The organism is Streptomyces sp. 7R007 (assembly GCF_054850255.1).
Genome location: NZ_JBTWMV010000002.1, coordinates 318,501 through 329,293 on the forward strand (window position 1 = coordinate 318,501; position 10,793 = coordinate 329,293).

Consider the following 10,793-nt stretch of genomic DNA (forward strand, 5'->3'; position numbering starts at 1 on the left):
GTGCCGCCCGCTCAGACCGTCACCACCGTCAGCCCGGCCTCCTCGAACCGTCGTACGGTCTCCGGGCTCGCGGCCGTGTCCGTCACCAGCGTGTCCACCGCCTCGGCCGCGCAGATCCGCGCGAAGGCCCGCCGGCCCAGCTTGCTGGAGTCCGCCGCGACCACCACCCGCTCGGCCCGCTCGCACAGCAGCCGGTTGATCGCGGCCTCCGCCTCGTCGTGCGCGGCGGCCCCGTGGGTGACGTCGAAGGCGACGACGCCGAGCACCGCCACGTCGAGGGTGATCTGCCCGAGCACCCCGTCGGCGAGCGGCCCGATCAGCTCGTACGACTGCGGACGCGCGACCCCGCCCGTCACCACGATCTTGAACTGGGGCCGCACGGCGAGTTCGTTGGCGATGTTGAGCGCGTTCGTCACGACGGTCAGCGCGGGCGAGCCGGTGGCCAGATCGCCGCGCACGGCCAGCGCGCGCGCCACCTCGGTGGTGGTCGTGCCGCCGGTGAACCCCACCGCCTCGCCCGGCGCGATGAGACCGGCCACCGCCGTGGCGATGCGCTGCTTCTCGGAGGCGTGCCGGGCGGTCTTGTAGCGCAGCGGCAGTTCGTACGACACCCCGTGCACGACCGCGCCGCCCCGGGTGCGTACGAGCATCTGCTGCTCGGCGAGCCGGTCGAAGTCACGCCGGATCGTCGCGGCCGAGACCTCCAGCTCGGCGGCCGCCTCCTCGACGTCCAGCCGGCCGCGCTCCACGAGCAGCTCCAGCAGCGCCTTCCAGCGGGCGTCCCGCGACATCCGCGGCCTCCGTTCCTCGATCTCCGGCGACCCTAGCGCACCCGGACCGTGTGTGATTGCTTGATTGTGCTCGAAAGGTGGCTATATCTTGCAAGAACAATCACTCCAGGGAGGGGTGCGGCATGACCCATGTCGAGGACGAGCTGACCAGTCAGCCCGAGTGCTGGACCCGCGCCGCGGCGGAGGCGGCGCGGCACGGCGGGGCGCTTCCGGCGCCGGGGGAGCGGGTCGCGATCGTCGGCTGCGGCACCTCGTACTTCATGGCCCAGGCGGCCGCCGCGCTGCGCGAGGGCGCGGGCCAGGGCGAGACGGACGCGTTCGCCGCCTCCGAGTTCCCGCCGGGGCGGTCCTACGACCGTGTCGTCGCCCTCACCCGGTCCGGCACGACCACCGAAGTGCTGGACCTGCTGGGCCGGTTGCGGGGCCGCACCCGCACCACCGCCGTCACCGCCGACCCCGGCACCCCCGTCATGGACGCCGCCGACGAGGTCGTCGTCCTCGGCTTCGCCGACGAACGCTCCGTCGTGCAGACCCGGTTCGCGACCAGCGCGCTGACCCTGCTGCGGGCCCACCTCGGCCTGCACACCGAGGCCGCGGTCGCCGACGCCCGCACCGCGCTCGCCGCCCCGCTGCCCGAAGGGCTCGTGGAGCGCACGCAGTTCACCTTCCTGGGCCGGGGCTGGACGGTGGGCCTGGCCAACGAGGCCGGGCTGAAGATGCGCGAGGCCGCGCTCGCCTGGACCGAGGCCTACCCGGCGATGGAGTACCGCCACGGTCCGATCAGCATCACCGCCGAGACCACGGCCACCTGGATGTTCGGCGAGGCACCCGAGGGTCTGGCCGAACAGGTCCGGGCCACCGGCGCGTTGTGGATCGCCGGCGACCTCGACCCGCTCGCCGAACTGGTCCGCGCCCAGCGCCTCGCCGTCGCGGTCGCCGCGGCCCGCGGCCTCGACCCGGACCGCCCCCGCCACCTCACCCGCTCGGTGATCCTCGCTCCCTGACGATCCGAAAGGCAGCAGCCGTGCCCCTGGTCACCACCGCCGAGCTCGTCACCCGCGCCGCCGCGGCCCGCTCCGCCGTCCCCGCCTTCAACATCATCACGCTGGAGCACGTCGAGGCGGTCGTCGCCGGCGCCGAGGCCGCGCAGGCGCCCGTCGTCCTCCAAGTCAGCGAGAACGCCGTCAAGTTCCGCTGCGGCCGGGTGCTCCCGCTGGCCCGCGCGGCCGTCGCCGCCGCCGAACGCGCCGCCGTCCCCGTCGCGTTGCACCTCGACCACGTCCAGAGCGACGACCTGCTGCGCCAGGCCCCGGCCGCCGGCTTCAGCTCGGTGATGTACGACGCGGCCCGGCTGCCCTACGCGGAGAACCTCGCCGCGACCCGGGCGGCCACCGACTGGGCGCACGCCCAAGGGCTGTGGATCGAGGCCGAGTTGGGGCAGATCGCCGGCAAGTCCGGCGCACCGCCGCTGGACGCCCACGCACCCGGCGCCCGCACCGACCCCGCCGAGGCCCGCGCCTTCGTCGCCGACTCCGGCGTGGACGCCCTCGCCGTCGCCATCGGCAGCGTGCACGCCATGACGACCCGTACCGCGACCCTCGACCACGACCTGCTCAAGCGCCTGTCGGCCGCCCTGGACGTGCCGCTCGTCCTGCACGGCTCCTCCGGCGTCCCCGACGACGAACTGGCCGCGGCGGTCGCGGGCGGCATCGCCAAGGTGAACGTCGGCACGGCCCTCAACATCGCCCTGACGGGAGCGATCCGCGAGCACCTCGCCGCCCACCCGGAAGCGGTCGACTCCCGCACGTACCTGAGCGCGGGACGGGAGGCGATGGCACGGGCGGTGACCGGGATCATCCGGACGCTCGCCTGATCACCCCCGCGGGCGGTCCCTCACCGCTTGACGGCCTTCAGCACCACGAACTTCGGGTCACCGGCCACCAGTTGGCTGTTGCCGAACAACCGGCGCAGCTTCACGTGGTAGCCGAGGTGCCGGTTGCCGACCACCCACAGCTCCCCGCCCGGCCGCAACACCCGCTTCGCCCCGGTGAACATCCGCCACGCCGTCGCGTCGGTCGTCGCCTGGTGCGAGTGGAACGGCGGATTGCTGAGCACCAGGTCGGCACTGCCGGCCGCCACCCCGGCCAGCCCGTCGCCGACCCGGAACTCGGCGTGCCCCGGCACCCCGTTCGCCTTGAACGTCGCCTCGGCCGAGGCGACGGCCTGGAACGACTCGTCCACGAACAGCACCTCGGCCCCGGGGTCGGCGACCGCCATCGCCGTACCGACGATCCCGTTGCCGCAGCCCAGGTCCACCACCCGCCGGCCGTCCGGGGCGGGCAGGTGCCGCAGGAAGAAGCGGGTGCCGATGTCGAGCCGGTCGGCGCAGAACACGCCCGCGTGGTTGACGACGGTGCGTCCCGAGACCGGGCCGATGCCGTCGGGCAGGGCGTAGGCGTACGGCCACGGGTTGACGGGCCGCTCCAGCGCGGGATCGGGCGTGCAGAAGATCAGCCGGGCCTTCTTCACCGCCAGGGAGGTGCGGGTCGGTCCGATGATCCGTTCGAACAGCCGGAGCGTGGAGGTGTGGATCTCCTTCACCATGCCGGTGCCGACGACGACCGTCCCCGCGTGCACCGCGGGCGCCAGCCGCAGCAACTGGTCCTCCAGCAGCGCCAGGCTCTTGGGCACCCGTACGAGGAGGACGTCGACGTGCTCGGGCGGCGGGTCCTGCGTGGTCAGCAACCCCACGGCGCCCGGCTCCACCCCGGCCCGCGCGAGGTTCGCCCGGGTCGCCTCCCGGGTGAGGAACGAGTCGGTGATCTGCACGGGCCGGTGCGCGGCGAGCGCGGTGACCAGCGCGCCCCACCGGTCCCCGACGACGGCGACCGTGCCCGACAGCGGCACCTGAGCCTCGGCGAGATGCCGCAGCAGATACTCGTCGGAGGCGTCCCAGGCACGCAGCCGGTCACGCGGGTCCTCGGGGAAGCGGGCGAGGTCGAACTCACCCCAGGGCGTCTTCATACGGTCGTCCATCGTGCGTCCAGGCTAGCGGAACCGCAGCTCAGGGCAGGTCGGATGCCTACAACCCCACACGCCGCGCCCTTTCCCCGAGCCCGGCCCGCCCACCGGACCGAACACCACACACGGCCGCACACACCGCGAGCCGGCCCGACCCGCTCTGCCGCGCCGCGCACCGCCCCCGACGCCGTTGCTGCCGCCGACGTCACCCACCGCCCCCAGCGCCTCACCGCGGATACCGCCGATGTCGTCCCGCGCGCCGGGCACTCCCACCGTCGATGCCGCCGATGTCGTCCCGCGCCGGGCACTCCCACCGTCGATGCCGCCGATGTCGTCCCGCGCGCCGGGCGCCTCGCGTTGCTGCCGTCGTGTCGCCTCGCGCGCCGGGCGTCTCGCCGTCGATGCCGTCGATGCCGCCGACGTCTCGACCCGCGCGCCGAGCACCCTCACCGTCGTTACCACCCCGGGCGCCGGGCGCCGGGCGTCTCGCCGTCGATGCCGCCGACGTCTCGACCCGCGCGCCGGGCCCGGCGTCGTCGTCCCCGTCCGTGTCGAGCCGCGCGGTCGGTGTTGTGGGTCGGTGGGCGGTAGGCCGAGGTGTGGGCGGATCATGGGAGACTCGCCCTCATGAGCGGCAAGGCGGACACCACCTCTAGGACGCGGTTGGACCGGGGGCGCGGTGCGCTCGGGCCCGCGTTGGAGCTCGTGCACACCGGTCGCGCGCCCACCCGGGCCGTGCTCACCGCCGAACTCGGGGTGACCCGGGCGACAGCCGGTGCCGTCGCCGCGGAACTGGAGGCGCTCGGGCTGATCCGGGTCGACGCACGGCCCGGCGTGGCGGCCGGCTCGCAGGGCCGGCCCTCGCACCGGCTCGCGATCGCCGAGGACGGACCGGTCGCCCTCGCCGCCCAGGTGCACTCCGACGGCTTCCGCGCGGCCCTGGTCGGCCTGGGCGGGCGGATCGTCGCCACCGCGCCCGGCTGCGACCCCGTGGAGGCCGACCCGGCCAAGGTGCTCGGCTCGGTCGTCGAGGCCGGCGCCCGGCTGCTGCGGGAGACCGGCCTGCGCTGCGTCGGCGCCGGTCTCGCCGTACCGTCCGCGGTCGCCGAACCCGAGGGCCTCGCGCTCAACCCCCTGCACCTGGCCTGGCCGGTGGGCGCCCCCGTGCGGCGGATCTTCGAGGAGTGCGTGCGCGCGGCCGGGATCGACGGCCCGGCGTTCGCGGCCAACGACGTCAACCTCGCCGCCCTCGCCGAGCACCGGCACGGCGCGGGCCGCGGCGCCCGGGACCTGCTGTGCGTGGCCACCGGTCACCGCGGCGTCGGCGGCGCCCTGGTCCTCGACGGGCGCCTGCACACGGGCAGTTCGGGCCTGGCCCTGGAGGTCGGCCACCTCACCGTCAACCCCGAGGGCCGCCCCTGCCACTGCGGCAGCCGCGGCTGCCTGGACGTGGAGGCCGATCCGCTGGCCCTCCTCACGGCCGCCGGCCGCGACCCGGGCCCCGAGGTGTCGCTGCTGCGGCAGGCCGACGACCTGGTCCGCGACCACTACGACGACCCGGTGGTCCGCACGGCCGCCGAGGCCCTCATCGACCGCCTCGGCCTGGGCCTCGCGGGCCTGGTCAACATCCTCAACCCCGACCGGATCATCCTCGGCGGCCTGCACCGCACCCTCCTCGACGCCGACCCCGGCCGGCTGCGTGCCGTCGTCGCCGACCGCAGCCTGTGGGGCCAGAGCGGCGGCGTGCCCATCCTCGCCTGCTCCCTCGACCACAACAGCCTCGTCGGGGCGGCCGAGTTGGCGTGGCAGCCCGTCCTCGACGATCCCCTGGCGGCGCTGGGCGCCTGAGCACGTCGTACGCTCGGACCATGCGGATCTCCGTCTCCTCCGACATGGACGAACCCGTGGCCCGCGCGCTGCTGGCCGCACTGCGCGAGCGCGGCCACGACGTGGTGCCGCACGGCGCGCTGGCCCCGGGCGACGACCCGCAGTGGGCCGCCTGCTCCGAGGCCGCGGCACGGGAGGTCGCCGCCGGGACGTCGGACCAGGCCGTCGTGTGCTGCTGGACCGGCACGGGCGCGTCCATCGCCGCGAACAAGGTGCCGGGCGTACGGGCCGCCCTGTGCACGGACGCCTACACCGCGGACGGCGCCCGCCGCTGGAACGACGCCAACGTGCTGGCGCTGAGCCTGCGGCTGACGTCCGAGCCGCTGCTGAAGGAGATCCTCGACGCCTGGTTCGCCGCCGAGGCGAGCCAGGACGCGGAGGACCGCGGCAACGTGGACCGCATCGAGCGGCTCGACCTGGGCCGCGCCGGGGCCTGAGTCACCGGCACAGACTCCACAGCGCGGACACCAGCGGCCGCCGCAGATCGGCCCGCCGCACGCACAGCCCGATCGGGAACGGCTCCGGCGCCGGATCGGCCGGCACCACCGCCAGCCGTTGCCGCACCGCGCTGTGCTCCAGTACGAGGCGGGGGACCACGCCGGTGCCGCAGCCCAGAGCGACCAGGGCCAGCAGCCCCTCGTGGCCGTCCGGTTCACAGGCCACCTCGGGTGCCGTGCCGCGAGCGCGGAACCAGCGGTCGGCGGCCTCGCGGACCAGCCCGCGGTGGGGGAGGACGAAGGGGCCGTCCAGGCCGGGATCCGGGCGGTCCCGGGCGGTCACCAGGACCAGGTCGGTCACCGCCACCGTCCGGCTCACCAGCCCCTCCGGCAGCCGGGCCGGGACACCGGCGACGGCCACGTCGACCTCGCCCTCGTCCAGCCGCGCCAGCGCCGCCGCCGCGTCACCGGTGCGCAGATCGAGGCGGACCTGGGGGTGCGCGGAGCGGAAGGGGGCCAGCAGGCCGGGCAGCAGCGCCTGGCACGCGGTCACCGTGGCGAACAGGGCGAGACGGCCGGTGAGTTGGGCCGGGTCGGGGTGCTCCTCGCGGTAGGCGCGCCACAGCTCCAGCGCCTGGACGGCGTAGTCACGGAAGCGATGGCCCTCCGCGGTGAGCGCGACCCCGCGCGGGCCGCGCTCCAACAGCCGGTGCCCGAGGTCCGCCTCCAGCCGCTGGACCGTGCGCGTCAGCGTCGCCGGGCTGACATGGCAGTCCAGACTCGTCCGGCCGAAGTTGAGCGTCTGCGCCAGATGCAGGAAGAGCCGCAGCTCCCGATGGTCGTCTCGCACCGCTCACCTGCACCTTTCACTTCGCGCAACACAGCGCTGCGCAAGTTGCGCTTGCTGCAACGCTCGCCCGGAGCCTACAACTCGACCATGACCGAGACCACGTACGCCTCCCGCGTCTTCGCCCTCGACACCATGGACGTCCCCGGCGGCACCGAGACCATCCTGCGCGGCGGCCGGCACCTCTTCCCGCTGCTGCCGCGGGCCTTCGCCGGGGTCCGCCGCGTCGGCGTCCTCGGCTGGGGACCGCAGGGCCGCGCGCAGGCCCGCAACCTGCGGGACTCACTGGCCGGTACGGACATCCGGGTGAGCGTCGGACTGCGCCCGGGCTCCGCGTCCGCCGCCGACGCGCGCGGCCACGGCTTCACGGAGGAGGACGGCACCCTCGGCGACTGGCTCGCCGTCGCCGCCGACAGCGACCTCGTCATCCTGCTGATCGCGGACGCCGCGCTCGCCGCCCACCACCAGGAGATCTTCGCCGCTCTCGGGCCCGGCGCGGTGATCGGCCTCTCGCACGGCTTCCTGCTCGGCCACCTGCGCGAAACGGGCGGCGACTTCCCGCCCGGACACGGGGTGATCGCCGTGTGCCCCAAGGGCATGGGCGATTCCGTGCGCCGGCTCTACGAGCAGGGCGCCCAGGTCAACGGCGCCGGGATCAACAGCAGTTTCGCCGTGCACGCCGACCCCGACGGCCGGGCCACCGACCTCGCGCTCGGCTGGTCGGTGGCGCTGGGCTCGCCGTACACCTTCCGCACCACCCTCGACAGCGAGTACCGCTCGGACATCGTCGGCGAACGCGCCGTCCTGCTCGGTGCCGTGCACGGCATCGTCGAGAGCCTCTACACGCGCTTCCGGCTCGCCGGGGACGACGAGGTCACAGCCTACGAGCGGGCCTGCGAGAACATCACCGGCCCGATCGCCCGCACCATCTCGCGGGCCGGGCTGCGCGCCGTCCGCGACACTCTCGACCCCGCCGCCCGGGACGTCTTCGACCGCGCCTACACCGCGACCTACACCCCGGCCCGGGAGATCGTCGCCGAGATCTACGACGAGGTCGCCGACGGCACCGAGCTGCGCAGCGTGATCCTCGCCGAACGCCGGCTCGGCAACCGCCCGATGAACGAGATCGGCGGTTCCCCGATGTGGACGCACAGCGACGCGGCCCACGCCCGCCGCGCCCGGCACGCCCTGCCCGTCGACCCGTTCACCGCCGGCGTCTTCGTCGCCACCCTGACCGCCCAGATCGACGAGTTCGCCGACCGCGGCCACCCCTGGTCGGAGATCGTCAACGAGTCCGTCATCGAGGCCGTCGACTCACTGCTGCCCTACATGCACGCCCGCAACGTCGCCCACATGGTCGACAACTGCTCGTGCACGGCCCGCCTGGGCGCCCGCCGCTGGGGTCCCCGCTTCCAGTCGGCCTACGAGCAGATCGCCTACCCCGCCGCCGAACGCCCCGCGGACCCGCACCTGTTGGCGGCCTTCAACGCCAACCCCGTCCACGAGGCCCTGTCGGCGGCGGCGAAACTGCGGCCGCCGGTGGACATCTCGGTGGCCTAGGAGGCGCGGGCGCCGTGCGCTATCCCCGCCACTCCACGGCGAAGGCGCGGGCCGGGTTGTCCGTGAAGACGCGGTCCACCGCTTCCGTGCCGAGGGCGAGCTCCAGTCGCGGTCGCACCCGGCGCAGCAGATACGGCATTCCCGGGCCGCCGTCGACCGAGCGGGCGGCGGCCGTGGTGGTGTCGCCGCCCAGGAGCAGGCGATCGGCGTAGCCGGCGTCCGCGAGGGCGCGGACGGCGTCCGGCATGCGCCAGTCCGTGGGGTGGTTCGCGCGGGAGGGGCCGTCGAAGGCGAGGTAGGCGCCCGAGCGGGCGGCCTGCTGGTGGAGTACCGGATCCGGGTTGCGGTTGAGGTGGCCCAGGATCACCCGGTGCGGCGGGACCCCCAACTCCCCGCACAGCAGGTCCAGTACGTCGAGGACGCCGGTGCCCAGCTCGTGGTGGACGGCGATGGGCGCGCCCGTGGCGTGGTGCGCCTCGGCCGCCGCCGTCATCGTCCACCGGGCGTGCGCGTCCAGCGCGTGGAAGCCGCCGGCGACCTTGATCAGCCCCGCCCGCACCCCCGACGTGCCGATGCCGCGGGTCAGTTCGGCGACGAACACCTCGGCCAGCCGCCCGCGCAGCCCGGCGAGGGTGTCCTCGTCGTAGTGGACGTCCTGGTGCAGCCCCGTGGCGGCCACCACGTGCACCCCGGACTCCCGGGACAGCGGCGGCAGATCGGCCGCGCGCCGCCCCAGCCCGTACGGTGTCCACTGCACGACCGCCGAGCCGCCCTGGTCCCGGAACGCGGCCAGTTCCGCCCGCGCCGCCGGCACGTCCACCAGTTCCTGGCCCGGGAGCCGGGGGCTGGAGAAGAACAGGTGGTCGTGCGCGTCGCACACCCCCAGCGCCTCGGGAGCCACGTCCCCGAGGACGGTCCGCACCGCGCTCACCACTGGCGCCCCCGGGGCAGCCGGTCCCGCTCCGGCGCCGACATGTGCAGCACCCGGAACACCTCACCGTCCGCCTTCGGCGTCTCGTGCTCCCACAGGGAGAAGCGGACCAGTTCCCAGCGAGCGGTGTCCACGGCGGCCGCCGCCAGCACCGCCCCGTCCAGCGCGGCCAGCCGCGCGGTCTCCCGCGCCACGTCCGCCATCACCTCGGCCAACTCCACACCGTCCGGCACCGGTTGACGCTCCCGCACGGCGCACCGGGCCGCCGAGCCCGCGGCGGCTCCCTCCTCGTAGGCCACCCCCGACCACTGCCGCACCGACGGCCGCCCGAAGTCGTCGCTCAGCCTCTGGAAGGCGCCTCCCCACAAGAAGGCGTTCATGCCCTCCAGGGTGTTCCACAGGTAGAACGGCGCGTACTGGTTCACCGGCGAGCCGTGCACCCCGCGCTCGCGCAGCAGATACGTCTTGAAACCGAGGCCGTCCCAGTCGTCGAGCAGATGCCCGACGCGGGCGACACGGGCGCGGATGATCCCCATGTCGTAGTCGGCGGGCAGGGTGAGTTCGTACTGCATGGCGTGCACGGATGTCTCCTCGCTGTCCTCGGGCGGGGTCAACTCCTCAGCAGGGAAAGCAGCCCCCGGACACCGGCGTCGAAGGCCGTCGGGGAGCCGGCGGCACGGGCGAGGACGTAGCCGCCCTGGACGGTGGCGAGGACCGTCGCCGCGATCTCCTCACCGTCCAGCGAGGGCGCGAACTGCCCCTGCTCCTTGCCCTCCTCGACGATCTGGGCGATGAGCTCCCGGATCGCGTCGAGCGTCTCGTCGACCGGCGCCCGCAGCTCGTCGCTGGCGACGACGTCCGGGTCCATCGTCAGCCGCCCGACCGGGCAGCCGCGCAACACGTCACGCTCGCGCAGCAGATACGCCTCGATGCGCTCGTACGGCGTTCCCGGGCCGCCCAGTACTCCCTCGGCGGTAGCCCGCAGCTCCTCGGCCGTACGCCGGATCGCGGCCAGCGCGAGATCCGGCTTGCCCTTGAAGTGGTGGTACATGCTGCCCTGTCCGGCCCTCGCGCGCTCCAGGATCGCCTTGGGGCTGGTGCCCACGTAACCGCGCTCCCACAGCAGCTCGCGGGTGGACTCGATCAGCCGTTCCGGGGTGCTCATGCACTCACTGTACATACTAGTAGGTACAGAAGTCGAGGTGCCAGGGGAGCAGCGGTGACGGGCGCTCGTACTCCCCGGGAGGTACGCGTACTGCCGCTGGCCGTACGACGACCGCACCCCCCACCCGGCGCGAGTCTCGAAGCATCACACCGAC

11 protein-coding genes are annotated in these 10,793 nt (G+C 74.5%); 5 read left to right on the forward strand and 6 right to left on the reverse strand.

All coding sequences use genetic code 11. The features are described from left to right. Positions 1-11: 11 nt before the first annotated feature. On the reverse strand, positions 12-791 hold the full coding sequence (locus tag ACYF6T_RS04735) for a DeoR/GlpR family DNA-binding transcription regulator (protein WP_461693629.1): 780 nt from the start codon (positions 789-791) through the stop codon (positions 12-14). A gap of 122 nt (positions 792-913) precedes the next feature. Between ACYF6T_RS04735 and ACYF6T_RS04740 the strand changes: the two genes are divergently transcribed. Continuing rightward, positions 914-1,795: an SIS domain-containing protein gene (locus ACYF6T_RS04740; protein ID WP_461693631.1), complete on the forward strand. Its 882-nt coding sequence runs from the start codon at positions 914-916 to the stop codon at positions 1,793-1,795. A gap of 20 nt (positions 1,796-1,815) precedes the next feature. Then, positions 1,816-2,664 (forward strand): ketose-bisphosphate aldolase, encoded by an 849-nt coding sequence (locus ACYF6T_RS04745; RefSeq protein ID WP_461693632.1) that lies wholly within the window; start codon positions 1,816-1,818, stop codon positions 2,662-2,664. A gap of 20 nt (positions 2,665-2,684) precedes the next feature. Here the strand turns inward: ACYF6T_RS04745 and ACYF6T_RS04750 are convergent, their stop codons facing one another. Continuing rightward, positions 2,685-3,815, reverse strand: coding sequence for a methyltransferase (locus ACYF6T_RS04750; RefSeq protein ID WP_461693724.1), 1,131 nt, complete (start codon positions 3,813-3,815; stop codon positions 2,685-2,687). Positions 3,816-4,439: 624 nt separating this feature from the next. On the opposite strand from ACYF6T_RS04750, the gene ACYF6T_RS04755 reads away from it, so the two are divergent. After that, positions 4,440-5,660, forward strand: a complete 1,221-nt coding sequence (locus ACYF6T_RS04755; protein WP_461693633.1) for an ROK family protein — start codon at positions 4,440-4,442, stop codon at positions 5,658-5,660. A gap of 20 nt (positions 5,661-5,680) precedes the next feature. Then, positions 5,681-6,136: an RpiB/LacA/LacB family sugar-phosphate isomerase gene (locus ACYF6T_RS04760; RefSeq protein ID WP_461693635.1), complete on the forward strand. Its 456-nt coding sequence runs from the start codon at positions 5,681-5,683 to the stop codon at positions 6,134-6,136. Between the two features lies 1 nt (position 6,137). Here ACYF6T_RS04760 and ilvY read toward each other — a convergent pair whose 3' ends face one another. Further along, positions 6,138-6,986, reverse strand: a complete 849-nt coding sequence (gene ilvY, locus ACYF6T_RS04765) for an HTH-type transcriptional activator IlvY (RefSeq protein WP_461693636.1) — start codon at positions 6,984-6,986, stop codon at positions 6,138-6,140. Positions 6,987-7,073: 87 nt separating this feature from the next. Here ilvY and ACYF6T_RS04770 point away from each other — a divergent pair, with 87 nt between their 5' ends. Beyond that, complete coding sequence (locus tag ACYF6T_RS04770) at positions 7,074-8,543, forward strand: ketol-acid reductoisomerase (protein WP_461693638.1); 1,470 nt, start codon at positions 7,074-7,076, stop codon at positions 8,541-8,543. A 19-nt stretch (positions 8,544-8,562) separates the two neighbouring features. Here ACYF6T_RS04770 and ACYF6T_RS04775 read toward each other — a convergent pair whose 3' ends face one another. From ACYF6T_RS04775 to ACYF6T_RS04785, 3 genes are read right to left on the reverse strand one after another with little or no spacing between them, the layout of a single operon-like run. Further along, positions 8,563-9,474 carry a phosphotriesterase family protein gene (locus tag ACYF6T_RS04775; protein ID WP_461693639.1) on the reverse strand — a complete coding sequence of 304 codons (912 nt, stop codon included), beginning with the start codon at positions 9,472-9,474 and terminating at the stop codon, positions 8,563-8,565. Continuing rightward, positions 9,471-10,055, reverse strand: coding sequence for a DUF4865 family protein (locus ACYF6T_RS04780; protein WP_461693641.1), 585 nt, complete (start codon positions 10,053-10,055; stop codon positions 9,471-9,473). Before ACYF6T_RS04780 ends, ACYF6T_RS04775 begins: the two co-directional genes overlap by 4 nt. A 29-nt stretch (positions 10,056-10,084) precedes the next feature. Then, positions 10,085-10,654, reverse strand: coding sequence for a TetR/AcrR family transcriptional regulator (locus ACYF6T_RS04785; RefSeq protein ID WP_461693643.1), 570 nt, complete (start codon positions 10,652-10,654; stop codon positions 10,085-10,087). Positions 10,655-10,793: the final 139 nt, after the last annotated feature.